This window comes from Streptomyces sp. NPDC028910 (assembly GCF_055564955.1).
In genome coordinates, this window is the sequence record NZ_JBVHVF010000001.1 from 265,343 (window position 1) to 287,717 (window position 22,375).

Below are 22,375 nucleotides of genomic sequence, written 5' to 3' on the forward strand. Positions count from 1 at the left end.
CCCACAGTCGCGGCTGATGGCCGGAATTGATTCAGTCGGGCCGACGAAAGCGGACGCGCTGGTTGGGTGTGGGATCCCAAGCGGGGGGCCGGCCGCGAAGACACGAGTGCCCCGGACCGCGGGCGACGCGGTCCGGGGCGGGGCGTGTCCGTACGGAGGGTCGGACGGCACGGGTGGCTCGTTCACGTTCCGGCGCGGAGATGATCGACGACGACCCTGGCGGCGCGGCCGATCGCACGGTCCGCGAGGGGCTGCCGCGTGGCCGCGGTCGACGTACGCAGGAAGACACCCACGGCGTACCGCTTGCCGTCGGGATACTCGATCACGCCGGCCTCGTTGCGTACGGCGAAGTCGGTGCCCGTCTTCCCGGCGAGCCGCACACCCGCTTCGGGGAAGCCCGAGACCAGGCGGTGCTGCCACACCTGCTGGCTCATGATGTCGCGGACTTCGGCACAGGCTGCCGCCGGACCGGCTTCGTCGCGCCAGATGGCGGCGAGGAGCTCGGTCACCTCGCGGGGGGTGCTCGATGGGCTGCTGCCGGGGGCGCAGGCGCCGAGGGCGAGGAGCCGTTCGTCGGGGATCCCTGCCAGCTGGTCGTCGACGGAGCGGTCCGGCGCGAGGCCGAGTTCCCGGCGGATGTCGTCGTCCAGGGCGGCGCAGGAGGAGAACCCGAAGCCCGGGAAGCCGAGGTCGTCGAGCGTCGCGCGGACCCGGTCGGGGCCGACGACGTCCAGGAGCAGGTCGGTGGCGGCGTTGTCGCTGATCGTCATCATCATGAAGGCCAGGTCGCGGGCGCTCATCTCGACGTCGTACGCGCAGCCGTCCGTACCGCTGCCGCCGGCGCGGTAGGCGGACGTGACGGTGTGGCGCCGGGCCGGGTCGAGCTCCCCGGCCGCCGCCTGCCGGGCGTACTCAAGGGCGATGGGAACTTTGAAGACCGACGCGAGCACGACCTGCGTGTCGGCGCCGTGGCCGAACTCCGCACCCGTGTCGAGGTCCCGGGCGTGGACGAACCCTTCGACACCGGCCTGGGTGAAGGTGTACGAGAGCATGGTGTGGGCCTGGTCGGCGCCAACCGTCCGCGCGGCTGTGGTCATGTCGTCTCCTCGGGTGTGGTGGCGGCCGGTGTCCGGCGCAGGTGGTCGACGGCGGTCCGTGCGGCACGGCCGATCGCGGCGTCGGCGGCCGGGCTCCGGCCACCGAGGGCGGGGGTGCGCAGGAAGACCGCGACGGCGTAGCGACCGCCGTCGGGGTACTCGACGACAGCGGCTTCGTTGAGGACGCCCCACAGGGAGCCGTTCTTGGCCGCGACGCGCACGTCGGGGTCGAAGCCCGCGATGAGGCGGTGGGTGGACAGCTGATGGCTCATCAGCTCACGGACCTCGGCGCATGCTTCGGCGGGGCCGGCCTGGTCCCGCCAGATCGCCGCGAGCAGGGAGGTGATCTCCCGGGGTGTGCTGGAGGCGGAACGGGTCGGGTCCAGCACGGCGAGGCCCCTGATCCGGTCCTCGCTCACCTGGTCCAGCTGGGCGTCGATGTCGCCGTCCGGGTCGAGGCCGAGTTCCTCCCAGACCGGGTCCCACAGGTCGCGGTAGCGCCCGACCGGCAGCTTGGGGCAGCCGAGTTCGGCGGCCACGGCGCGTACCCGGTCCGTGCCGACGATCTCCATGAGCTTGTCGGTGGCCGCGTTGTCGCTCATGGAGAGCATGAAGAAGGCGAGGTCGCGGGTGCTCATGGTGACCTCGTGCCGGCAGCTGTCGGTGCCGATGCCCCCGCCCTCGCGGTTGACGGCGGTGATGGTGTGGCGGGCGGCCCGGTCGAGGACTCCGGCCGCCACCTGACGGGCGTAGGCGACCGCGATGGGGATCTTGCGGAGGGAGGCGACGATGACGGGGGCGTCGGCACGGAAGGCGACCTCGCGGTCGCCGTCGTCGCTGTCGATGTCGCGGGCGTGGACGAAGCCCTCGACTCCGGCTTCGTCGAAGACCGCCTGGAGGGCTGCGGTCAGCTTGTCGGCGGCGGAGGGTGGTGCCATGGGGTTCCAATCACGCGTGGATCAGCGGGTCTTCGGGGTGGCACGGCCGCTGTAGTGGAGGTAGGCGGGGCCGTCGGGGCGCTGCTCGAACACCACCGCGTCCCAGATCGAGTCGCCTTCGTCGCGGCCGACGAAGGTCGTCGCGTCGACGGCGAGGAGGTCGAGGGTGCGGGAGCGGGCGAGGCCCACGAGGATGCCGGTCGGCTCGGTGCGCAGGCTCAGTCGGCCCTCTTCCGCCGTCACGTGGATCCTGCTGCCGGCACGCTCGTACACACCGGTGAACGGGTCGACGTCGACGGGGACGGGCTGCTCGGGCGGGGCGATGGGGGCGGGGACGTCGATCGCGTGCAGCTCCCGGAGCAGCTCGGTGGCCAGCCGGTGCTGGAACTCGACGCTCCGGCCGCCGTTGATCAGCGCGGCGATGACGGTCCCGTGTTCGGGCAGGACCCAGAGGGCGGCGTGCTGGCCGATGGTGTCGCCGGTGTGGGAGACGACCCGGTGGCCGTCCCACTCGTCCAGGCTCCAGCCGATGCCCCACTGGCGCCCGCCGGCATGCGGATTGGGCAGGTCGACCTGCGCCTGCCGCAGCGCGGCGGGATCGACCAGGAGCGCCCCCGGGGTGAGGTGGGCACGGCCGAAGGCCACCACGTCGGCGGCCCGCGCACAGATCAGCCCCGCCGGACCGACGGACCGGGGAAGCCCCCACTGCGGCACCACGGCACCCTGCTCGTCGTGGCCGACGGCGGCGCCGAAGCGCAGGACGTCCTCGGGCAGCGTCCAAGTGTGAGTCAGTCCCAGTGGGTCGCAGATCTGCTCCCGCAGGGCCTGGTCCCAGACCGTGCCGGTGAGCCGCTCGACAACCCGGCCGGCGATGACGAAACCGGAGTTGCAGTACGAGTGCGAATACCCGACCGGGAAGGTCTGCTCCAGATCGGCGCCCGCCTCGACGTAGCGCCGCAGGCAGTCGTCGCCGCGGCCGGTGTCCAGGAACAGGTCGCCGTCGATGCCCGAGGTGTGGGTGAGCAGGTGGCGCAGGGTGATCGCTGCCGTGGCGCGGGAGTCGCGCACCCGGAACTCCGGCAGGATCTCCGCGACGGGGGTGTCCAGCGTGACGCGGCCTTCCTCGACCAAGAGCATCAGCTGGGTCGCGGTCCACACCTTGGTGACCGAACCGATCTGGAACAGCGAGTCGGTGCGTACGGGCGCCCCGGTGGCGGTGTTGAGGACGCCGGTGGCGCACTCGTACACCTCCCCGTCGTACCAGAACGCGAGGCTCGCGCCCGGCACCTCGGAGTCGGCGGCCAGCGCCGCCAGGCGACGCGCCCAGTGCTCGTTGTCGGCCTTCACGCACGTCCTCCAGGCTCGATGCGGCTCCTTGAACTTGGCCGGAAGCGTACGTGCGGAGGACGCCCGAACGGTTCGTGCGCGGATACGAAGATGCAGGTCGGAGCTTGGTCTGGCGGACGACTCCGGGGGCGGTCGGCGTTCCTAGGGTGGCGTGCACCCGACGTACGAGGAGACGAGACGACGATGCCTCTGATCGACCGCGACGACTGCGCCCTGGTGATCATCGACGTGCAGACCGATTTCTACCCGCCCCAGCGGCTCGACGTGGACCGGCAGCGGTTCCACGACATGGTGCGGCGCATCGCCTGGATCACGTCCGTGGCCGACCGCCTGGAGATCCCGGTCGTGGTGACCGAGGAGGACCCGGCAACCAGCGGCCACACCGTGCCGGAGATCCGCGAGGTGCTGCCGGCCAAGGCGGTCACCCTGCCGAAGAACGCCTTCGCGGTGTGGGACAACCCCGACATCGCCGCCGCGATCGAGGCCACCGGCCGTACGACCATGATCCTGGTCGGCATCGAGACGGACATCTGCGTGGCCCACTCCGCGATCCAGCTGCACCACGCCGGCAAGCGCGTGGTGGTCGTGGACGACGCCGCCTACTCCCCCGGTCAGGCCCACGACCGAGGCCTGCGGCGCCTGGCGGGCCGGGGCATCGAGACGCTCTCCACGAAGGAGCTGTTCTACGACTGGGTGCGCACCATCCAGGACGCGGACGCCTTCCACGACACCCACGCGGACCTGACGGTCCCGCCCGGCGTCCGCCTCTGAACCAGGCCGACGCGCCGGTCTCAGCCCGTCGAGGCAGCGGTGGTGCCCGGGCCCTCGGTCCCGGTCCCACCGCCGTTGTACGTTCCCGTCCCGTACGCGGCCGTTCCCGAACCCGGGTCCAGCAGACGCAGCTGCAGCATCGCGGCGAACCTCGCCGCCGGATCTTGGAGGTCCAGCTCCCCCACCTCGGACACCCTGCGGATCCGGTAGCGGAAGGTGTTGGGGTGGACGAACACGCTCGCCGAGGCGGTGATCACGTCGCCGAAGGCATCCAGCCACGCCCGCAGCGTCTCCACCAGGTGGGCGTTGTGCTTGGCGTCGTACGCCACGAGACGGGCGAGTGGACCTGACAGCTCGTCGCGGTTGGCGACGGCCAGGTCCCGCATCTCGATGAGCAGGGCATCGACGTACACGTCGGCGATCGAGGCCGCGCGCTTCCCGGTCCGACCGGTGAACAGCACACGGAGGGCCCGGTCGGCGTTGGCCCGTGAGCGTGGGAGGGCGGCGGGTTCCTCGGCGACCGAGCCGATCCCGATGACTGCGCCGGTCCGTTCGCCCGTGCGGGCCAGGAAGTTGGAGGCCACCTGCAGGGCACGCTCGCGGGCGTGGGCGGTGTCGCCCGGCACCGGGAAGAGCGCGTACGCCACGTCGCCGAGCAGGGCCACGGCGGAACGCGGCTGTACGGCGGTGAGGTGGACGGCCAGGGCGGAGGCCAGGCGCTGGCGCTCGGCTGTGACGTGGGCGTGGTCCTCGCCCCGCTCTGGAGCGAGGCCCATGGCCATGACCAGGGTCGGTTCGTCGACGAGTCCGAGCCGGCCGAGCGCCTCGACCGCTCCGGCCCCGCCTTCCAGCGCGGTCGTGACGAGGTCGGCTCGCAGCCGGTTCTCGGCGTCGGTCCCCGCCCGGAAGCGGAGCATGTGGAGGGCCACGAGCTTCGCCGCCTCCAGGAACGCCTGCTCCCGCTCCGGGGTGAGGGGCTTGCGCAGCGCCGCCCACACGGATCCGAGGAACTCGTCCCCGGCCCGGACCGCCACCGCCACTCGCGGCAGCGCCACCTCCTCGCCGAGGGTCGGCGGGGGGACGTGCACCAGGCCCTCGCTGCGGTACAGCTCCTTGAAGACGCCGTGCTCCTCGTGGTGGCGCAGATAGCGGTCGGGCACCTGGCGGGCCAGGATGCTCTCCACGCGGGGGGCGTCCGCCTCGTCCTGCCGGCCGGAGAAGGCGAGGATGCGGGAGCGGCGGTCCTCGATGGTGATGGGGGCGTCGAGCAGCGTGGCGATGGCGTTGGCCAGGGCGAAAAGGTCCCCGGACGGCACACCGCCGAGAGTCTGCTCCTCGCCCTCGCGAGCGTCGCCCACGTCGCCTTCGGCGAGCTGGGTGCGCAGCATCGCCGCCAGCTGCGCCCAGGAGGCACCGCGGGTCAGGGCGAGCAGCGCGACCCCGGTCTCGTTCACGACCGGCTCCAGCTCGTCGGCGTCGCCGACGGGGCCGCGGACGACCAGGGCGGTGGCGCCGAGCGCGGCGAGGGACCGCAGGAGCCGACTGATCTCCTCCGCGCCGTGCACACCGACGCCGAGCACGATGGCGTGCTCCGGATAGTGCTGCTCGTCGTACGGATCGTGGATGCCGACGCCGCCGATCTCCCCGGCCGCGTCGGGGTCGCCGTACAGCAGGTCCAGGAGGGTGTGGCCGAAGTCCTCCAGCACCCGGCTGAGGCTTCGGGCGGGGTGCGTCGACATGTGCCTGATCATCTCCGCAGGTTAGGACTCGCGCAGCCCTGCGATGTGGTGCGTGCGGACGAGGGTACGTCAGTCTGTTCGTACCCCGATACGAATGGTGTCGCCGGGGTTCCACAGGCGGGCGACGGCGGCTTCGGCGAGGGCGTCGGTCGAGTCGACCACCGGCAGCACACGGGCGGCCAGCCCGCTGATCAGCGGTATCTCCGTACAGGCGGCGACGACCGCCTGCGCGCCCTGCTCCTTGAGACTCTCGGCCGCCGTGGCGATCCAGCGCTCGGGCTCCGCGAGGTCCGCACCCCCCTTGACGGCGTGGATGGCGGCGTCCACGTACCGCCTCTGTACGGAGGCGGGCACCTGCACCACGTCCAGCCCGAGCCGGGCGCCGGCCCGCTCGTACAGCCCGGTCAGCCGCGTACCCCGGGTCGCCATGACGCCCACACGCTCAAGCCCTGGCGTCCGGCGCGCCGCCGCCTCGAGCGCGGCCCTGATCATGTCGAGGACCTCGACGCCGGTCGCCTTGGACAGCTGCTCGACGTAGGCGTGCGCGGTGTTGCAGGGAACGGCGATGCAGCTCACTCCCGCGCGCTGGAGCCAGCGGGCACCCTCCACGAGGGCGGGGACAGGGGACGGCCCGTCCCCGAGCAGCGCCGCGGTCCGGTCCGGGACGGCGGGATCGGCCCACATGACGACGGGCAGATGCGCCTGGTCGGAGCCGGCTGGGGTGCGTTCGACGACCCGCCGGTAGAAGTCGGCCGTGGCAAGCGGTCCCATCCCGCCGAGGATGCCGAGGGTCGGGCGGGTGAAGTGACGCATGCGGGGCAGCCTTTCGATCGTTCCCGCCGTCGTCCGCGGGGCCTCCCGTGATCGTGGTCCGCCGGGACGGGCCGGGTGTCGTCGCCGGCTCCACATACTCCGGTCCGGATTGGTGCGGGGAACCGGAAGGCTCGTCGCCCGAAGAAGGATTCGGCCGCGCGGACGAAGCGGACAGGTCAGAGCTGTAGCGGAGACCGAACTCCGCTGGGCGTGCGCCGGTTTCACTGACCACCGGCCCCGTCATGGCCTGCTGATCGTCAACGCGAAGGTCCACCATGCACACGTACGACCCTGCCCTCACCGATCTCGTCGTCGCCTCGCTGCGCGACCGCCTCCTGAACCGGCCCGCGCTCAACCACCCGGGCGAGGCGGACAAGCTCAACCGGGTCCTGGCGGGACTCATCAGGCCCGAAGGCAACGATCCGGCGGAGGTCCTGCGGCTGTGGACCGAACAGCTCGCGCCCACCGTGGTCGCGGTCGATAGCCCCCGCTTCCTGTCGTTCGTCCCCGCCGCGCCCACACAGGCCGCCGTCCTCTTCGACATGCTCGTCTCGTGCTCGTCGATCCAGGGCGTCTCGTGGCTCCTCGCCTCCGGCCCCATCGCCGCCGAAAACCAGGTACTGCGCCTGCTCGCGGACCTCGCCGGGATGCCGGTCGAAGCCGGAGGCTGCTTCGTCTCCGGCGGCTCGGCCGGGAACCTCTCCGCCCTCGTCACCGCCCGCGACACGGCCCGGTGCCGCCGGGGCCTCGGCCCGTACGACCGCCTCCGGTTCGCCGTGTCGGACCAGGCCCACTCGTCCATCGGCAACGCCCTGCGCATCATCGGCGTCGAACCCTTCGTGGTGCCGACCGTGGACCACCGCCTGACCGGCCCCGCCCTGCGCGCCGCCCTTCTCGCGGATGCCGATCCGTCCGACGTCATCGGGGTGGCGGCCACCGCCGGCACGACCAACGCCGGGATCATCGACGACCTCGCCGGAATAGCCTCCGTGGCCCGGGACTTCGACCTGTGGTTCCACGTCGACGGCGCGTACGGAGGCGCCGGCCTCCTCGCCCCGAGCGTCCGGGACCGCTACCGGGGCATCGAGCACGCCGACTCCCTCGTCATCGACCCCCACAAGTGGCTGTTCGCCCCCTTGGACTGCGCCGCCCTCCTCTATCGCGACCCGCACCTGGCCAGAGCGGCCCACACCCAGGACGCCTCGTACCTCGACGCCCTGCACACTGACGACGCCACCCAGTGGAACCCGAGCGACTACGCCCACCACCTGAGCCGCCGCGCCCGTGGTCTCCCCCTGTGGTTCTCCCTCGCCGTCCACGGCACCTGCGCCTACAGCGAGGCCATCGAGAAGGCCCTCACCCTGGCCCGCGACACCGCCACCCTCATCCGAAGCACCCCGTACCTCGAACTCATCCGCGAACCCGAACTCTCCGCCGTGCTCTTCCGCCGGATCGGCTGGACCGCCGAGGACTACGCGGAATGGTCAGCCCGCCTCCACGCCGGCCAGACCGCCTTCGTCGCACCGACCGGCTGGGAAGGCGAGACCGTCGCCCGTTTTGCCTTCCTGCACCCGCAGACCAGCCTGGAGTTGGTCGAGGAGATCGTGGGCACCATGGCCTGAGTTTCCTCTGGCCATGGCGCCCACCATTCATTCCACCGCAACGCAAACAGGGCGGATAACACCCCCGCCTCGCCCGCGCGCTGAGAAGGTGCAATCGGCCTAGGCCGGCGTCAGGTCGTTCAATGCGCCCTGAAGTGCCGCCCCGGTCAACGGCAAGTCGCAGGCTGAGTCCGCCGACCAACCCGACAAACAGGCCGAAAGCCCTCTCCCCCGCGCCACCGCCACGTCCAAGCCCGAACGCAAATCACGGAAGGCCTACCGGGCGGGAAGAGGGGAAGCAGGCGTCCGTACAGGGCCAAGGCGCTATTTGATCACCTGCGCCATGAGTAGTCCTGCTCTTCCGGGCCGCGGACTCCAGCCCTTCAGATACGGCTTCAGCTCCTCGGGCTCGGGGTCACGGGTCGCCGGCATCCCGGGCAGCTCCCGCAGAGGGTCCAGGGATCGTACGTAGGCGCGGGCCCACTCGAGCCACTGCCGGGTGGAGGCTGCTTCCGTGGCTGCCGAGCGGTCTGACACGGCGAGCCTGCGCCCCAGGGCATCGCAGTACTGGCTCAGCGCCCTCGCCTGATGCCAGTCCTGCACGTGCTCACGCAGGAGAGTGGCGAGCTGGGCCTGGATCGCCCGCTCCCGCGCGGAGTCCATCGCCGCCTGCCACCGGACCCTCCGGTCCGCCCACTTTCCCTGGCGGCCCGAACGGCTGTACGGGAGCTCGATCATCAGGCTCTGCGCCCGTTCTGGGTCCTCGGACAGCGGAAATTCCTGCTTGATGGTCACCGTGTACGTGAAGCCGCCGACGACCAGGTCCAGCTCACCCTCGCGCCGGGAGTGACGAGAGGGAATGTACGAGCCCCCGTACGAGTGGGCCCGGCTACGGGAGTTGTCAGCCATCGGGTGCTCGCGCACCGTATGGCCGCGCTTCACCGCTTCCGCGCACAAGCCCTGGAGCAGTCGCAGAGCCTTGCTCCTGAGGGCCGCGGGCACGGCGAGCCGACATGGGTCTTCCTTCCGAGCATCCACCACTGGGTGCAGGGAGCGCAGTTGGGTGCGTACCCGAATGGGCGGCGCGCTCTCCGGCCGCTCGGATGTGGAGTTGTGGTGGGGTCCGTCCGCCAGCGAGATCTGGAGGTCGCGGTTCCACAGGCGGAGCTTCTCGATGCGCTTTCCGGGCGGCGTAAGGTTGTGCCGCTTCGCGTAGTCGATGGCCCGCCGATATTCCGTTTCCGTCGCTTCGTCAGGCTCTGGAATGACCACCCGCCCTTCTGCGACGAGCTGTTCGATCAGCTCCGCCGCCTTGGCGTGCCGCGCCCTGGCCACGGGCCGGTCCGAGCGCGGCATCGGAGCCTTCCCACTCGCCTCCTGCGGCGCGGCCGCGTACCTGGGACCCTCCGGATGGTGCCCGTGTTCCAGACAGAACTTCCCAGCCTCGGTGACCTCGGTCCGCACGCCCCCGTCACGGCGCACGACTAGCAGCAGGCCTCGGTCTCACAGCGCATACGCGGAGAACCGCTCGGCTGACGCTGAGCTCAGTGCCTCGCCGGCCTCGAGCTGAAGCAGGAGGTCGTGCTGGCGATCGTTCAACGGGGACCAGCGGTGCATGCGCTCACCTCGCGCTCTCAAACGGCAGATGTTTCCCCTGTACCGAACATCGGCGGGCACCGGGACGGGATCCGGCGAAATGATCCTGCCTCGACCCTCGTTCGCCGGCGGGCCACTGATCGCGCGCGTTCCGTCGCCTCCGGCGGGCCCCACCCACAGGTCCGGCGCCCGGCCCAGCCGCCCGTACCGACCCGGTACGAGGCAGCCGCCCCCTTGTACGTGCGTAGCGTGTTCACGGGAGGAGCAGGGGGCCGAACGTCTGGCGGGCGACGTGCTCGGCTGCCGGCTGGTCGATGACGCGGCTGGGTACGTCCGGGTGCTGCCGGATCCAGGTGCGGGCGTTCTCGGCGTCGGTGAAGAAGTTCAGGGCGTCGCAGCAGGTGGTGGCCGCGGGCCCGCCCCCGGGGCGCTGCCCCACCAGCACCACTGCGCTTGCCGGTTCCCAGAGCATGACCCCCGCGGTGGAGGTGACAGTGACGGGATCGCCGGTCACCGGGTCGGTGGATGAGATCACTACATCCTCGTTCAGCATGGCGGGGATGCCGAGGGCGTCGATCGCGCACATCGACCACACCTCCGTCCCACCGGTCAGGCGGACCCGGTGGCGGGTGGGGGTCACCGAGAAGGGGTAGGCGGCGCGGATGTTCCCGGTCGGGTCCAGGGTCAGGAAGTCCTCCGCGGCCAGCTCGGCCAGCACCTCGGCGGCGCTCCGCCCGGACCCGGCCGCCACCGTCTGAAGCGTCTCCGCATCGGGGGCGGTTCCGGTGGCCGCGAAGTGCCGCAGGATCTGCTGGTGCACCGCCCGCAGGGCGCGCTCGGCGGGCGCGCGACGCCCTCGGCCGGCCCGGCCGACCACATCCAGGGCGTCCGGTGCCGGCGTGCAACAGTCAGACTCCTCGGCTCCCTGACCTGACACGGCCGCTCCGGTGATGGCCCGGCGCAGGGCGGCCAGATCCGGCACCCCGGACACGGTGCCGTCGGCGTCCCGGTACAGGCGGCACGAAAGGCTCGGTTCCGCCCCCGGTGGCGCGAACGGGTCGGTGCCGTTGATCAGGATGGTCGGCGACCCGTACATGCCCCGCCGGGCGGCCTCGGTCTCATCGTCGACCTCGACCAGCTCCACCTCCGCGTCCCGGCCTTCCAACGCGGCAGTGACCCGTTCGAGGGCCGGCTGGGCGTTGGGGCAGTCCGTCACGGTCAGCAGTGTGATCCGCATCTGCTCGTCCTTCCGGACGTCGTTCTCTCCAGCGCCCTACGCTAGACATTCCAGTGCACTGGAAGGTCAAGCGCTAGCCTGGAGGTATGCGCATCGGCGACCTCGCCGCTCTCACCGGGCTGACGACGAAGACCATCCGCTTCTACGAGGACAGCGGCTTGCTGCCCGCGCCACCACGGACCCCGGGTGGGTACCGCGACTACCCCGACCACACGGTCACCCGGCTCGGATTCGTCCGCGACGCCCAGCACGCCGGCCTCACGCTCGCCGAGATCCGCTCGGTCCTCGCCCTGCGCGACGACGGCCACGCCCCCTGCGCCCACGTCGGTACGCTGATCCACGAGCGCCTGGACGAGATCGACCGGCGCATGGCCGAGCTGGCCGCCACCCGCGAGGCACTGCGCTCGCTCGCCGACCGCGCCGCCACCACCGACCCGGCCGCCTGCCGCGCGGACGACATCTGCACCATCTTCAGCCCTGCCCGATAGTCGACAGGCAGGGGCCTTTACCCGCAGGGCAACCACAGGCGGACCTCCGCAGATGGCACACGCGGCACCGAACGGTGAAAGGCTGTTCTGTGCGGCCTGCTCGGCGGCCGCCTGACGCGCTGCGGGCTGTCGGGGCGGGTCAGCGGGGCCGGGTCTGGGTGACGCGCCACAGTCGGCGGGGCAGGTCGCCTTCTTCGAAGGCGTGCACCTCTTCCGTCCAGGGAGGCGTCAAGCAGAGGCAGTGACTCGCGTACGTCGTGCACCACGGTGGTCACCCGCTCGTCGACACCTTGGTGAAGCGGGTCGATTCAGCCTCGGCCTGGTCGGAGACCACAAGAGTGTGCGCCTAGCTACAGCACTCGCATCCGGGCCGGCAGCCGCGGCCGCAGCCGTCCTCCTCGATGCCCGGCAGGGGCACCGCCGCAGCTGGGGCTGCGCAGCAGCCCTTGCCCTGCCAGGCGTCGCGGCCTTCCTTGAGGGCGATGGCGGCGATGACGAGAGCGGCGATCGGGTCGGCCCAGGACCATCCGAACAGCATGTTGCCGAGCAGGCCGATCAGGAGCACGGCGGAGAGATAGGTACACAGCAGGGTCTGCTTGGAGTCGGCGATCGCGGAGGCGGAGCCCAGTTCGCGTCCGGCTCTGCGCTGGGCGGCCGAGAGGAACGGCATGACCACCAGCGAAAGCGCGGCGAGTGCGATGCCGGGGATCGAGTGCTCGGCCTCGCCGGTGCCGGTCAGCGCGCGTATGGAGTCGATGGTGACGTAGAGCGCGAGGGCGAAGAAGGAGACGGCGATGACCCGCAGGGTGGGCTTCTCGCGGGCTTCGCGGACGGCGTGGTCGCGGGCGGAGAACTGCCAGGCGACCGCTGCGGCGGAGGAGACCTCGATCACCGAGTCCAGGCCGAAACCGATCAGCGCCGTGGACGACGCGATCGTCCCGGCGGTGATGGCGATGACCGCCTCGACGACGTTGTACGTGATCGTCGCGGCGACCAGCAGGCGTATACGGCGGGTCAGGGTCTCGCGGCGGGCCGAGCTGAGGCCGAGGGATATCGCGGTCACTCAGCAGCACCCCTTCTCCGCGGCATCAGGGCAGACGCGGTCCGCTTCGACGGCGACCACAACGGCTCGGAGGTCGTCCAGAGCGTGGCCGAGGCGTTCGTCGGCGAGTTCGTAGCGCGTGCGGCGGCCGTCGGGAACGGTGACGACCAGCCCACAGTCACGCAGGCAGGCCAGGTGGTTCGACAGTCGGGTACGGGAGATACCCAGCGCTTCGGCGAGGTCGGCAGGGTAGGTGGGGGCTTCGCGCAGAGCGAGCAGGATGCGGCAGCGGATCGGGTCGGCGAGGGCCCGGCCGAATCGCGCCAGTACTTCGATGTCAGTGGCGACCGTCAACATACTCAGCACAGTACATCGATGCCTGAATTCAGGAAACCATGGATCATCGGTGGTAGTGCGAGTGCGGCACGGCAGAGCTGCGACCCCCGGCCGCCTCCGCCACCAGGGCGGCCGGGAGCCATGCGTGGCGGCGTCAGTCGGCGGGGCGGGCGGTGTACTCGCCGGCCTCCTGCACCGCCGCGACGAGGACGGCGGTGTCCACGTCGGCGCCTTCCTCCAGGCGGATGACGGTACGGCCGGCCCGTACATCGGTGCTGGACGAGCGGACGCCGGGGATCTCCTCCAGCTCGTCGTCGATCAGCAGGCCGCAGCTGGTGCAGTGCATGCCCTCGACCAGGAGGATCACCTCGGGGCCTGCTTCGGTCATGGTCTTCGCCTTCTTACGGCTGAACAGGCTCACGTCGGGAACCTCTCTACTTGAAGTCGATGGTGCCGGTCTGCATGCCCATGGCGCAGGTGAAGCGCAGGGTGCCCGCCTTGCGGGTGCCCAGGTCAACGGTGGTGTCGCCATTGCGCTTGACGATCTCCTGGACGGCGAGTTCGGGGATGGTGAAGGCCCGGGCGCAGCCGCCGGAGTCCTTGCCGCGCAGCACCAGCGTGGTGGGCGTGTCCGCCTTGGCGGTGAACTGGGTGGTCTCGTAGAAGTCGGTCACGGTCAGGGTGAGGATCTGCTGCCCGTTGGCATCGATGCGGACGGGGGCGTCAACTGCCGTCCGCTCCTCGGTCCTGGCGGCTTCCTCGGCGTCGTCCTGCTCGGCGCCTTCGACGATGAAGGGCCCGCTCGCCGCGGGCTGCTTGCTCGTGGAGGCGAAGGAGACCCAGCCGCCGGCCTGGAGACCGGACATGATCGTCCAGGCGGCGATGGCGAGCACCACCACGCCGGTGAGGAAGGCCAGTTGGCCCGAGAATGCCCTGCTGGTACGGCGGAACACGTAGCCCAGGGCCGCGAAGAGCGGGGCGGTGCCCAGCACGAATCCGAACATGACTGCGGCTCCGGCGACCGGCGACCCGGAGGTGACGGCGAGAAGTTCGACGGACAGCGTCACCCCGCAGGGGACGAGGACCGTGGCGAACCCGATCAGGGCCGGGGTGATGGCGGAGTCGGTCTTCGCGCTGCGGCGAAGTGCCCGTCCGAACGAGGCCGGCGGCCGCGGGACCAGCCGGCCCACCGCCTTGATCCCGAACAGGTCGAGGGCGAACAGCACCATGAGCAGGCCGGCGGCGACCACCATCCCCGCCTGGACACGGGGGCCGGGTTGCAGTGCCGAGCCGAAGATCCCCAGCAGTGCTCCGAGGAGGGTGTGCGAGAGCAGCTTGCCGACGAGGAAGGCACTCACCGGCGCCAGCTGCCCCGCGAGCGGTTCGGGCGGCGTGGGCGGCTCGGCGGTGGCCGTGCGGCCCGCTGTTTTCGTGGCCACAGCGGCGGCAGCGGCACGGGTGGGGGTGGTGCGGCGGGTGACCGCGCCGGCGAGGAGCCCCCCTTGTACGGCGGCGCAGGAAGCGCCGCCGGCGAGCAGACCGGTGCTGACACCGGTGACGAGCAAGGCAATGGACGACGGCATGCGTCGTTACTCCTGTTCTGCAACTACGGCACGCACAGAGGGAAGGCACCCGTTGCAGGGCGTGCCCAGGCGGACGTGGGGACAGCGCGGCGTCCCGTGAGGCAGCACCTCACCAGAGCGGACCTGTCACGTCCGGGACACACACAGCCGGTGCGGATCAGGAGGGGGAAGTATGCGTGGCGGCGCGTTGGCCTGCGCCGGCAGGGCAACCGGTGAGCAGGCGCCGGTGGCCTGCGCTTCGCCGGGCAGGGGTGCTGTCGGACCGTTCTGGACGACCGCGCCCTTCGGCGCCGCGCACTCCCGCATGGACGCCGGACACTCCGGCCCGCCACCGGCGGTCTCGCTCGCCACGGCCGCCTGTCCAGCCGTGTCCTCGGAGCCGGCGGCCATGGACACCGCCATCCCCATCGGGCCCGACGCGGTCATGGTCATCGGCATCGGCATCGGAATCGCCATGGCGGAACGCCCCAGCCCGGACAGGCAGAGCAGCAGTGCGCACACCAGTAGCGCTCCGGACCATGTCCGGAGCGCTTTCGGCAGGCGCAGCGTCATGCGCGCCATCGTAGGCCACCGTGTTACACCTCCCGGTTACACCTCCCGGCCATGACCACGGCGCCGGACCATCGCTCGTCGGCCTGGTGTCGATCCAGTGCCGCTCTTGGCCTGGACCGGACGGCAGCCCCTCGTCAGTGCTGGTGGGTGGTTGCGTCTGCTGGAGCGGGCTGTTGCGGCTGGTCGGTGTCGGCGGCCGTTCCGGCGTGCAGGGTGAATGCGGCGGTGCGCACGGTGCCGTTGTGCTGGAAGTCGAGGAAGAGGCGGTACGCGCCGGGGCTGGGTGCCGTGGCGGTGAAGGAGATGTCGGGGCCGGGCTCGGTGGTGCCGTCGCCGGGTTCGCCGTTGGGGTGGACGTGCAGGTAGGCGAGGTCTCCGGCGCGCAGGGCGACGAGGTGTCCGTAGGCGCCGAGGTAGGGCTGGAGGTCGGTGACCGGGCCGCCGTCCTTGCTCACGTTCAGCTTGAGCTCACCGGGTGCGCCGGGTCGCAGGTCGCCGTCGAGGGTGACGGTGTATCCGTCGACGGTGGCGGTGCGGCCGGCGGCGGGCAGTTCGGCGGGCTGATAGGGGCCGGAGGCGGCGAGGTCGGCTCCGAGGGTGAGGTTCCTGGTGTTCTCGCCGGCGGGGGTGAAGTCGGCGAAGAGGCGGTAGTCGCCTGCGGCGGGGAGGCTGACGGGTGTGCTCCAGGTGCCGTCGGCCGCCCGGGTGGGGTGCAGGTGGCGGTAGGTGGCCAGGTCGCGTGAGGCGAGGATCAGGTGGAGTTCCTTGTCGTGCTCGCGCTGGTAGGCGGTGACCTGCCGTCCGGCCTGGTCCCGTATGGCGAAGCGCAGCTCGCCCTGCTGCCCGGCGGCCACGCGCGGAGTCTTGAGGTCGAGGGTGTATCCGCCTTCGGAGATCTGGAGCCCTCCGGCGGGCGTGTCCGCGTGGCCGCTGTGGCCGCCGCCGGCCTGCGGTGAGGCGGCCGTGGTGTGGCCGGCGTGCGCGGCGGGTTCAGGGGTGCCGGTGATGGGGCCGACCGCGCCGCCCACGCCGTAGGCGGCACCGAAGGACGCCGCGAGCGCGACGGTGAACACGGTGATCTTCACGGCGGTGTTCATGGCGAGTCTCCTTCTCGATCGTGGGCTCCCGGGTGGGTGTCCACACTTCCGAGAATATACCCCCAGGGGGTATGTGCAAGGGAGATGGCGGAACCTTGCCAAAAATACGGGGAGGGGGTATACCTGACATAAATCAATACCCCCCAGGGGTATATGTCGACTCTCTTCCCGGAGGTCCCCATGTCCTGCTGCTCCACTGACGGCACCTGCTCCACCAGCAACACCGCGCCCTCCGCCGAAGGCCAGGCCACGGTCTACGACGTCGCCGGCATGACCTGCGGGCACTGCAAGGCCACGCTCACCAAGGAGATCGGCGCCCTCACCGGCGTCCTCTCCGTGGAGGTCGACCTCGAAGCCGGCCAGGTCACCGTGACCACGGCCGCCGAGCCCGACGACGCCCTGCTCGCCAAGGTGATCGACGAAGCGGGCTACGAACTCACCGGCCGCGCGGCCTGAGCGCCGCCGGTACCACCCGCCGGGCCCGACCAACGGGCCTGGCACCCCATTCCCCTCCATCGTTCGAGGAGCAGTGATGACTACCACGGTCCCCGGTACCGCCGAGGTCGAACTCGCCATCGGCGGGATGACCTGCGCCTCGTGCGCCGCACGCATCGAGAAGAAGCTCAACCGGATGGACGGGGTCGAGGCCACCGTCAACTACGCCACCGAGAAGGCCAAGGTCAGCTATCAGGGCGAGGCCGTCTCCGTGGCGGACCTGATCGCCACCGTCGAGGCCACCGGTTATACCGCCGCCGAGCCCGCCCCGGTACGTACGGACTCCGGTTCCGGCCCCGGCTCCGGCCCCGGCGGCGCGGCGGCCGAGGAGGCCGACGAGCTGAGGCCGTTGCGGCAGCGGCTGATCACCGCCGTCGTCCTGTCGGTGCCGGTGATCGCGATGGCGATGGTCCCGGCCCTGCAGATCGAGTACTGGCAGTGGCTCTCGCTCACCCTGGCCGCGCCGGTCGTCACGTACGCGGCCTGGCCCTTCCATCGGGCCGCCTGGGCCAACGCCCGGCACGGCGCCGCCACCATGGACACCCTGATCTCGGTGGGCACGACGGCCGCGTTCCTGTGGTCGCTGTGGGCGCTGTTCTTCGGAACCGCCGGAACCCCCGGCATGACGCACGCCTTCGAGCTGACCATCGCCCGCAGCGACGGCGCCGGGAACATCTACCTGGAGGCGGCGGCCGGAGTCACCGCCTTCATCCTGGCCGGCCGCTACTTCGAGGCCCGCTCCAAGCGCAAGGCCGGCGCCGCCCTCAAGGCGCTGCTGGAACTCGGCGCCAAGGAAGTGACCGTGCTGCGCGGCGGCCGCGAGGTCACCGTGCCCACCGCGGACCTGCAGGTCGGGGACCGCTTCCTGGTCCGCCCGGGCGAGAAGATCGCCACGGACGGGATCGTCGTCGAGGGCTCCTCCGCCGTCGACGCCTCCATGCTCACCGGCGAGTCGGTGCCCGTCGAGGTCACCGTCGGGGACGCGGTCACCGGCGCCACCCTCAACGCGGGCGGCCGGCTCGTCGTCGAAGCCACCCGGGTCGGCGCCGACACCCAGCTGGCCCGGATGGCCAAGCTGGTCGAGGACGCCCAGAACGGCAAGGCCGCCGCCCAGCGCCTCGCCGACAAGATCTCCGCCGTCTTCGTGCCGATCGTCATCGCCCTCGCCCTGGCCACGCTCGGCTTCTGGCTCGGCTCAGGCGCCGGACTCACGGCCGCCTTCACCGCCGCCGTCGCCGTACTGATCATCGCCTGCCCCTGCGCCCTCGGGCTTGCCACCCCGACCGCCCTCATGGTCGGTACCGGGCGGGGTGCCCAGCTGGGCATCCTGATCAAGGGGCCCGAAGTCCTGGAGTCCACCCGCAAGGTGGACACCATCGTCCTGGACAAGACCGGCACCGTCACCACCGGCAAGATGACCCTCCTGGCCGTCCACACCGCCGACGGCGAGAACGAGGACGAAGTCCTGCGGCTGGCCGGCGCACTGGAGCATGCCTCCGAGCACCCCATCGCCCAGGCCGTCGCCGCCGGAGCCGCCGAGCGCGTCGGACCCCTGCCGGCCCCGGAGGACTTCGCGAACATCCCCGGCATCGGCGTCCAGGGCATCGTCGAGGGCCACGCCGTACTCGTCGGCCGCGAAAGCCTGCTCGCCGAGTGGGCCATGCACCTGCCCGTGGGCCTGGAGCGCGCGAAGGCGCAGGCCGAGGCAGCGGGCCGTACCGCCATCGCGGTCGCCTGGGACGGCCAGGCCCGCGCCGTCCTCGAAGTCGCCGACGCCGTCAAGGACACCAGCGCCGAGGCCATTCGCCGACTGCGCGCCCTGGGTCTGACCCCGATCCTGCTGACCGGTGACAACAGGGCGGTGGCCGAGTCCGTGGCCGCCGAGGTGGGCATCGACGAGGTGATCGCCGAGGTCATGCCCGAGGACAAGGTGAACGTCGTCAAGCGCCTGCAGACCGAGGGGCGCAGCGTGGCCATGGTCGGCGACGGCGTCAACGACGCCGCCGCCCTCGCCCAGGCCGATCTCGGCCTGGCCATGGGCACCGGAACGGACGCCGCCATCGAGGCCGGCGACCTGACCCTCGTACGAGGCGACCTGCGCGCCGCGGCGGACGCCATCCGCCTGGCCCGCAAGACCCTCGGCACCATCAAGTCGAACCTGTTCTGGGCCTTCGCCTACAACGTCGCCGCCCTCCCCCTCGCCGCGGCCGGACTGCTCAACCCGATGATCGCCGGTGCGGCCATGGCCTTCTCCTCCGTCTTCGTCGTCGGCAACAGCCTGCGCCTGCGCTCCTTCCGCGCCGGCCTCTGACCCCGTCCGACTCCGACGCCACCCCCGCCGGGCCATTCCAAGGCGGGGGTGGCGCGCGTTGGGTGTCGGACTGCGGAACACAACTAGACCCTCCGTCGTTACTCATATACCCCCCAGGGGTAAGCGAGAAGGTAAGGGGATCGCCATGCACGGCTACACCGCACACAAGGACGACGTCCTCAAGCGCCTGCGCCGCATCGAGGGCCAGGTCCGCGGACTTCAGCGCCTGGTCGAGGAGGACACCTACTGCATCGACGTCCTCACCCAGGTCAGCGCCACCACCAAGGCACTGCAGTCCTTCGGACTCACCATGCTCGAGGACCACCTCCAGTCCTGCGTCGCCGAGGCCATCGCACAAGGCGGCGATGAGGCCCGCGACAAGGTTGAGGAAGCCTCCCAGGCCATCGCCCGCATGGTCCGCTCCTGAAGCGGCGCCGGCCGTCCTGCCTACGCGACCGGCCGTCCTCCACGCAAAGCGGCCGGGCTCCGCCCGACCTGTCAGGTCCGGAGCGAAACACCTAGCGGAATACCCCCGGGGGGTATATGGTTTGCGCTGTGGCCACGTGAAGAAGGGTCACACTGGACGGGAATGGGGATGAAGGTCATGGATCACAGCGCACATCACACCAGCTCCGCTCACGACCACGCCGCGCACCAGGGCCACGAAGGCCACGGCGATCACGGCGGCCACCAGATGGGCGTGGTGACCTGGGGTGCCGCCGCGAAGGCGACGTTGCACTGCCTGACCGGGTGCGCCATCGGCGAGATCCTGGGCATGGTCATCGGCACTGCCCTGCTGTGGGGCAACGTGCAGACCATGGTCCTCGCGATCACGCTGGCGTTCATCTTCGGCTACTCGTTCACGCTGTTCGCCGTCCTAAGGGCCGGCCTGGACTTCAAGACCGCCATCAAGGTGGCCCTGGCCGCGGACACCGTCTCAATCGCGGTGATGGAGCTCGTCGACAACCTCATCATCGCGCTCACCCCGGGAGCGATGGACGCCCATCTGTCCGACGGACTGTTCTGGTCGGCACTGCTCGGCGGCTTCGGTGTCGCCTTCCTGATCACGACCCCGGTCAACAAGTGGATGATCGGCCGCGGCAAGGGCCACGCGGTCGTCCACGCCTACCACTGAACAACACAGCACGACAGCGGGGGGGGGGGGGGGGGGGGGGGGGTTTGGGGGGGGGGGGGGGGGGGGGGGGGGGGGGGGGGGGGGGGGGGGGGGGGGGGGCCGACTTTTTTTTTTTTTTTTTCCCCCCTCTCTCCCCCCCCCCCCCCCCCCCCCCCCCCCCCCCCCCCCCCCCCCACCGCCGTACAAGCGCAGCCACCCACGCGGGATTTCCCCCGCCCCGCCCCCCTACAAGTAGTCCTCCAGGCGCGCGATGCGGTATCCCTGCTCCTGGATGCGCTGGAGCATCCGCGTCGCCATCTGGGTTTCCGTCGAGCCCTTGAGTTCGGCCGGGCCGCGGAAGTGGGCCAGGATGATGTCGCCCGGGTGGAGGGCGGAGCCCTCGGCGTACTGGAAGTTGTTGATCTGCATCGAGACCCGCCACATGACCACGGACGAGACCCCGCACTCCGAGGCTGCCCGGAGGGTGTCGTCGTTGTAGCTGCCGAAGGGCGGGCGGAAAAGCGGCGGGCGCTGGCCGAAGCGCTTCTCCAGGCGGTCCTGCTGGCCGCATATCTCCTTCTTCTGCCCCTCGAAGGGCAGCGTGCGGAGGTTCGGGTGGGTCAGCGTGTGGTTGTTTATCGTGCTCGCCGAGCCGTTGTCGCGCAGCTTCTCGAAGTGCCCGTAGTCCGACGAGGCCACGCTGTCCGTCAGGAACATGCTGATCGGCAGCTTGAGGTCGGCCGCCATCTTCAGGAACTCGGGGTCCTTCTCCGAGCCGTCGTCGAAGGTCAGGAAGACGACCTTGTCCTCCGGCGGGACGGGTATTCGGTCTATCACCGGGACCTTGCCCGGCGCCGCCTTCGGGAGCTGCGGCTTCTGGGCGGGCTTCGGCGCGTACGCGAGGGGAGCCGTCAGGCCCCACTTCTTGTACGCCTCGTCGGAGGCGGCCCCCGGCGAGGGCGCCGCCGGCGGTGCGGCGGCTCCGGTGCCCGTGTCCGTGCCCGTGCCCGTGCCCGTGCCCGTGGCGTCCGGTGTTTCCTGCGTCGTCTTGCGGCCCAGTCGTTCGATGGGGTCCACGCTGTCCCCGCACCCCGTCAGGGACAGCGCGAGCGCGCCGGCCGCCAGCGTTCCGGCTACCAACCGGCGCGCGTACCTCACAGATAGTCCTCCAGGCGAGCCACGGCATATCCCTTGTCCGTGACGGTCTTCATGACATGACGGATCATGTCAGGCATCGTGCCCTTCCAGTCCTCCTTGCCACGGAAGTGCGTGAGGATGATGTCACCGGGGTGCAGGTCGCGGTCCCACTCCCGGTAGTCCATACGGTTCGTGAAGGCCTCGGCGTTCCACAGCGGGACCGCCTTGATGCCGCAGGACTTCGCCGCGCGCAGCGTGTCGTCGTTGTAGTTGCCGTACGGCGGCCGGAAGAGGGTCGGCCGCTTGCCGAACTGCTTCTGGATCGTGTCCTGCTGGCCGCAGATCTCCTCGCGCTGCTTCTCGTACGACAGGCCCGGCATGTAGCGGTGGTTGAGCGTGTGGTTGTTCAGGGTGACGCCGGCTGCCTGCATCTGCTTGAAGTACGGGTAGTTGTCCCGCACGAGGTAGTCGCTGAGGAAGGCCGTGTACGGGATCTTCAGCTCCTGCATCATCTTCAGGAACTCGGGGTCCTTCTCCGAGCCGTCGTCGATCGTCAAGAAGACGACCTTGTCCTCGGTCGGGACCGTGGTGAAGACCGGCGGCAGTTCGTCCTCCTCGTGGTCCTCGACCTCGAAGCCGTCGCGCGTGGTGATCTCGGGCTTCTCCTTCGGCGCGGCGGGGGCGGTGAGCGGCGCCTTGGCCAGCCTCCACTTCTTCGCCGCGGCGATGCGCGCCTGCTGGGCCGCCTTGGCCTTCTCGGCAGCGCTGAGCGCGCCCCCGGCACCCGCGGCCTCGGCGCCCGCGGCCTCGGCCGCCCCGGCGGCCCCCGCGGCTTTGGCGGCCTTCGCCTTCTCGCCCTTGTCCGGCGCTCCGGACTCCCCCGAGCCGCACGCCGTCCCGAGGGCGGCGACCAGCAGGGTGGCCACGGCCACCCCGAACCGGCCGCGCGGACCCGCCGCGTACCGGTGACCCTGTTGCGTCTTATCTTCCTTTTGTCGCACTAGCTGCATAGCTGCGCATACTGGCACCCGACACGCGGGCTCCCCGGAAGACACCGCGAGCGGATTCCCACCTTCCACCG

The 22,375-nt window shown here is 70.9% G+C and carries 22 protein-coding genes; 7 read left to right on the forward strand and 15 right to left on the reverse strand.

The window, feature by feature from the left end; all coding sequences use genetic code 11:
• Positions 1 to 182: 182 nt before the first annotated feature.
• Genes ACZ4TV_RS01170 through ACZ4TV_RS01180 form a run of 3 tightly spaced genes read right to left on the reverse strand, consistent with a single transcriptional unit; the run spans position 183 to position 3,382 of the window.
• Positions 183 to 1,097 carry a serine hydrolase gene (locus tag ACZ4TV_RS01170; RefSeq protein ID WP_468129384.1) on the reverse strand — a complete coding sequence of 305 codons (915 nt, stop codon included), beginning with the start codon at positions 1,095 to 1,097 and terminating at the stop codon, positions 183 to 185.
• On the reverse strand, positions 1,094 to 2,035 hold the full coding sequence (locus ACZ4TV_RS01175; protein WP_468129386.1) for a serine hydrolase: 942 nt from the start codon (positions 2,033 to 2,035) through the stop codon (positions 1,094 to 1,096). The genes ACZ4TV_RS01170 and ACZ4TV_RS01175 overlap by 4 nt, the downstream gene beginning before the upstream one ends.
• A gap of 21 nt (positions 2,036 to 2,056) precedes the next feature.
• On the reverse strand, positions 2,057 to 3,382 hold the full coding sequence (locus tag ACZ4TV_RS01180; RefSeq protein ID WP_468129388.1) for a serine hydrolase domain-containing protein: 1,326 nt from the start codon (positions 3,380 to 3,382) through the stop codon (positions 2,057 to 2,059).
• Between the two features lie 183 nt (positions 3,383 to 3,565).
• On the opposite strand from ACZ4TV_RS01180, the gene ACZ4TV_RS01185 reads away from it, so the two are divergent.
• On the forward strand, positions 3,566 to 4,153 hold the full coding sequence (locus ACZ4TV_RS01185; protein ID WP_468129390.1) for an isochorismatase family protein: 588 nt from the start codon (positions 3,566 to 3,568) through the stop codon (positions 4,151 to 4,153).
• A gap of 20 nt (positions 4,154 to 4,173) precedes the next feature.
• Here the strand turns inward: ACZ4TV_RS01185 and ACZ4TV_RS01190 are convergent, their stop codons facing one another.
• Both ACZ4TV_RS01190 and cuyB read right to left on the reverse strand, forming a co-directional pair.
• Positions 4,174 to 5,892, reverse strand: a complete 1,719-nt coding sequence (locus ACZ4TV_RS01190; RefSeq protein WP_468129392.1) for a PucR family transcriptional regulator — start codon at positions 5,890 to 5,892, stop codon at positions 4,174 to 4,176.
• A gap of 69 nt (positions 5,893 to 5,961) precedes the next feature.
• On the reverse strand, positions 5,962 to 6,705 hold the full coding sequence (gene cuyB / locus ACZ4TV_RS01195) for a cysteate racemase (RefSeq protein ID WP_468129394.1): 744 nt from the start codon (positions 6,703 to 6,705) through the stop codon (positions 5,962 to 5,964).
• A gap of 275 nt (positions 6,706 to 6,980) precedes the next feature.
• On the opposite strand from cuyB, the gene ACZ4TV_RS01200 reads away from it, so the two are divergent.
• The gene (locus ACZ4TV_RS01200) at positions 6,981 to 8,327 is read left to right on the forward strand and encodes a pyridoxal phosphate-dependent decarboxylase family protein (protein ID WP_468129396.1); all 1,347 of its coding nucleotides are present in this window, start codon (positions 6,981 to 6,983) and stop codon (positions 8,325 to 8,327) included.
• Between the two features lie 303 nt (positions 8,328 to 8,630).
• Here the strand turns inward: ACZ4TV_RS01200 and ACZ4TV_RS01205 are convergent, their stop codons facing one another.
• Together ACZ4TV_RS01205 and merB are read right to left on the reverse strand one after the other, a co-directional pair.
• Positions 8,631 to 9,662: a hypothetical protein gene (locus tag ACZ4TV_RS01205; protein WP_468129398.1), complete on the reverse strand. Its 1,032-nt coding sequence runs from the start codon at positions 9,660 to 9,662 to the stop codon at positions 8,631 to 8,633.
• A gap of 493 nt (positions 9,663 to 10,155) precedes the next feature.
• A complete protein-coding gene (gene merB, locus ACZ4TV_RS01210; protein ID WP_468129400.1) occupies positions 10,156 to 11,139 on the reverse strand; it encodes an organomercurial lyase in 984 nt (327 codons plus the stop codon).
• An 86-nt stretch (positions 11,140 to 11,225) separates the two neighbouring features.
• Here merB and ACZ4TV_RS01215 point away from each other — a divergent pair, with 86 nt between their 5' ends.
• Positions 11,226 to 11,627: a heavy metal-responsive transcriptional regulator gene (locus ACZ4TV_RS01215; protein ID WP_468129402.1), complete on the forward strand. Its 402-nt coding sequence runs from the start codon at positions 11,226 to 11,228 to the stop codon at positions 11,625 to 11,627.
• 346 nt (positions 11,628 to 11,973) lie between these two features.
• On the opposite strand, the gene ACZ4TV_RS01220 is transcribed toward ACZ4TV_RS01215, so the two are convergent.
• From ACZ4TV_RS01220 to ACZ4TV_RS01245, 6 genes are all read right to left on the reverse strand, one after another.
• Positions 11,974 to 12,690, reverse strand: coding sequence for a cation efflux transmembrane domain-containing protein (locus ACZ4TV_RS01220; protein WP_468129404.1), 717 nt, complete (start codon positions 12,688 to 12,690; stop codon positions 11,974 to 11,976).
• Entirely contained in the window at positions 12,691 to 13,026 is a 336-nt protein-coding gene (locus tag ACZ4TV_RS01225; protein WP_468129406.1) for an ArsR/SmtB family transcription factor, read from the reverse strand.
• Positions 13,027 to 13,159: 133 nt separating this feature from the next.
• Entirely contained in the window at positions 13,160 to 13,426 is a 267-nt protein-coding gene (locus ACZ4TV_RS01230; RefSeq protein WP_468129408.1) for a heavy-metal-associated domain-containing protein, read from the reverse strand.
• 13 nt (positions 13,427 to 13,439) lie between these two features.
• A complete protein-coding gene (locus ACZ4TV_RS01235) occupies positions 13,440 to 14,588 on the reverse strand; it encodes an urease accessory protein UreH domain-containing protein (RefSeq protein ID WP_468129410.1) in 1,149 nt (382 codons plus the stop codon).
• A gap of 126 nt (positions 14,589 to 14,714) precedes the next feature.
• A complete protein-coding gene (locus tag ACZ4TV_RS01240) occupies positions 14,715 to 15,140 on the reverse strand; it encodes a hypothetical protein (protein ID WP_468129412.1) in 426 nt (141 codons plus the stop codon).
• Between the two features lie 134 nt (positions 15,141 to 15,274).
• Complete coding sequence (locus ACZ4TV_RS01245; RefSeq protein WP_468129414.1) at positions 15,275 to 16,237, reverse strand: hypothetical protein; 963 nt, start codon at positions 16,235 to 16,237, stop codon at positions 15,275 to 15,277.
• Between the two features lie 153 nt (positions 16,238 to 16,390).
• On the opposite strand from ACZ4TV_RS01245, the gene ACZ4TV_RS01250 reads away from it, so the two are divergent.
• The 4 genes from ACZ4TV_RS01250 (at position 16,391) to ACZ4TV_RS01265 (ending at position 20,178) form a co-directional block, all read left to right on the forward strand.
• Positions 16,391 to 16,693, forward strand: coding sequence for a heavy-metal-associated domain-containing protein (locus ACZ4TV_RS01250; protein WP_468129416.1), 303 nt, complete (start codon positions 16,391 to 16,393; stop codon positions 16,691 to 16,693).
• A gap of 76 nt (positions 16,694 to 16,769) precedes the next feature.
• Complete coding sequence (locus tag ACZ4TV_RS01255) at positions 16,770 to 19,043, forward strand: heavy metal translocating P-type ATPase (RefSeq protein WP_468129418.1); 2,274 nt, start codon at positions 16,770 to 16,772, stop codon at positions 19,041 to 19,043.
• 145 nt (positions 19,044 to 19,188) lie between these two features.
• The gene (locus ACZ4TV_RS01260; RefSeq protein ID WP_468129420.1) at positions 19,189 to 19,470 is read left to right on the forward strand and encodes a metal-sensitive transcriptional regulator; all 282 of its coding nucleotides are present in this window, start codon (positions 19,189 to 19,191) and stop codon (positions 19,468 to 19,470) included.
• A 177-nt stretch (positions 19,471 to 19,647) separates the two neighbouring features.
• On the forward strand, positions 19,648 to 20,178 hold the full coding sequence (locus ACZ4TV_RS01265) for a DUF4396 domain-containing protein (protein ID WP_468129422.1): 531 nt from the start codon (positions 19,648 to 19,650) through the stop codon (positions 20,176 to 20,178).
• Between the two features lie 225 nt (positions 20,179 to 20,403).
• Here ACZ4TV_RS01265 and ACZ4TV_RS01270 read toward each other — a convergent pair whose 3' ends face one another.
• Both ACZ4TV_RS01270 and ACZ4TV_RS01275 read right to left on the reverse strand, forming a co-directional pair.
• Positions 20,404 to 21,297, reverse strand: a complete 894-nt coding sequence (locus tag ACZ4TV_RS01270; protein WP_468129898.1) for a polysaccharide deacetylase family protein — start codon at positions 21,295 to 21,297, stop codon at positions 20,404 to 20,406.
• Between the two features lie 14 nt (positions 21,298 to 21,311).
• The gene (locus ACZ4TV_RS01275) at positions 21,312 to 22,304 is read right to left on the reverse strand and encodes a polysaccharide deacetylase family protein (RefSeq protein WP_468129424.1); all 993 of its coding nucleotides are present in this window, start codon (positions 22,302 to 22,304) and stop codon (positions 21,312 to 21,314) included.
• Between the last annotated feature and the right edge of the window lie 71 nt (positions 22,305 to 22,375).

Coding starts and splice junctions, on each gene's coding strand:
- ACZ4TV_RS01185 (WP_468129390.1), top strand. CDS start 3,566: ATGCCTCTGATCGACCGCGACGACTGCGCCCTGGTGATCATCGACGTG.
- ACZ4TV_RS01275 (WP_468129424.1), bottom strand. CDS start 22,304: ATGCAGCTAGTGCGACAAAAGGAAGATAAGACGCAACAGGGTCACCGG.
- ACZ4TV_RS01255 (WP_468129418.1), top strand. CDS start 16,770: ATGACTACCACGGTCCCCGGTACCGCCGAGGTCGAACTCGCCATCGGC.
- ACZ4TV_RS01265 (WP_468129422.1), top strand. CDS start 19,648: ATGGATCACAGCGCACATCACACCAGCTCCGCTCACGACCACGCCGCG.
- merB (WP_468129400.1), bottom strand. CDS start 11,139: ATGCGGATCACACTGCTGACCGTGACGGACTGCCCCAACGCCCAGCCG.
- ACZ4TV_RS01215 (WP_468129402.1), top strand. CDS start 11,226: ATGCGCATCGGCGACCTCGCCGCTCTCACCGGGCTGACGACGAAGACC.
- ACZ4TV_RS01225 (WP_468129406.1), bottom strand. CDS start 13,026: ATGTTGACGGTCGCCACTGACATCGAAGTACTGGCGCGATTCGGCCGG.
- ACZ4TV_RS01245 (WP_468129414.1), bottom strand. CDS start 16,237: ATGAACACCGCCGTGAAGATCACCGTGTTCACCGTCGCGCTCGCGGCG.
- ACZ4TV_RS01190 (WP_468129392.1), bottom strand. CDS start 5,892: ATGTCGACGCACCCCGCCCGAAGCCTCAGCCGGGTGCTGGAGGACTTC.
- ACZ4TV_RS01200 (WP_468129396.1), top strand. CDS start 6,981: ATGCACACGTACGACCCTGCCCTCACCGATCTCGTCGTCGCCTCGCTG.
- cuyB (WP_468129394.1), bottom strand. CDS start 6,705: ATGCGTCACTTCACCCGCCCGACCCTCGGCATCCTCGGCGGGATGGGA.
- ACZ4TV_RS01175 (WP_468129386.1), bottom strand. CDS start 2,035: ATGGCACCACCCTCCGCCGCCGACAAGCTGACCGCAGCCCTCCAGGCG.
- ACZ4TV_RS01240 (WP_468129412.1), bottom strand. CDS start 15,140: ATGACGCTGCGCCTGCCGAAAGCGCTCCGGACATGGTCCGGAGCGCTA.
- ACZ4TV_RS01205 (WP_468129398.1), bottom strand. CDS start 9,662: ATGCCGCGCTCGGACCGGCCCGTGGCCAGGGCGCGGCACGCCAAGGCG.
- ACZ4TV_RS01170 (WP_468129384.1), bottom strand. CDS start 1,097: ATGACCACAGCCGCGCGGACGGTTGGCGCCGACCAGGCCCACACCATG.
- ACZ4TV_RS01260 (WP_468129420.1), top strand. CDS start 19,189: ATGCACGGCTACACCGCACACAAGGACGACGTCCTCAAGCGCCTGCGC.
- ACZ4TV_RS01235 (WP_468129410.1), bottom strand. CDS start 14,588: ATGCCGTCGTCCATTGCCTTGCTCGTCACCGGTGTCAGCACCGGTCTG.
- ACZ4TV_RS01250 (WP_468129416.1), top strand. CDS start 16,391: ATGTCGACTCTCTTCCCGGAGGTCCCCATGTCCTGCTGCTCCACTGAC.